The organism is Rhizobium ecuadorense, assembly GCF_001187535.1.
Taxonomy (GTDB): Bacteria; Pseudomonadota; Alphaproteobacteria; order Rhizobiales; family Rhizobiaceae; genus Rhizobium; species Rhizobium ecuadorense.
In genome coordinates this window covers 1-464 of the sequence record NZ_LFIO01000232.1, presented here as the reverse complement: position 1 = coordinate 464, position 464 = coordinate 1, and the positions used below count along the sequence as shown (strand labels likewise).

1 protein-coding gene is annotated in these 464 nt (G+C 57.1%); it reads right to left on the bottom strand.

Annotated features, from left to right (window positions below; translation table 11 throughout):
* Window positions 1-429: CYTH domain-containing protein (locus AF337_RS05730; protein WP_244471188.1), on the bottom strand; the 429-nt coding region annotated here is incomplete at its 3' end.
* Window positions 430-464: the final 35 nt, after the last annotated feature.

The window sequence follows — 464 nt, the reverse complement described above, 5'->3', positions numbered from 1 at the left end:
GTTGCCAGACACTACGTCTCCCCGATCGACGACCACCTCCAGCCGAGAGCCGTTCAACTCGATGTTCCAGACGCGACGCTCAATGAACACGGTGAAAGCGGCTTCCACCTCAAGTTCCGGTCCGAACTCGCTTATGAGAGGGCTCGTATGGTCGAGGACGGGTTCATTGCTTTCAATGGACGTCTCCCATTCTGAACGAACAAACAGTGATTTTGCCGGCCCGGATGCCTTCACAGTCTGAACGTGGGACGCGCCGGTAGAGCGGACACGCAGAGAGAACCCCTTCTCCGACAGCCGACGATCGTCCGTCTCGAAGTAGGTCGAAGACTGCTGCAGCGCCTCGTGGGGCTCTCCGAGAAGATCGGAACCCAAAAGGCACTCAAGGGCTTCGCTAGAGAGGTCGAGCTTGATTTCGATTTCTGATGGCAAGGCGGGCTCCATTCTGATTGGATGCTCATCAACGC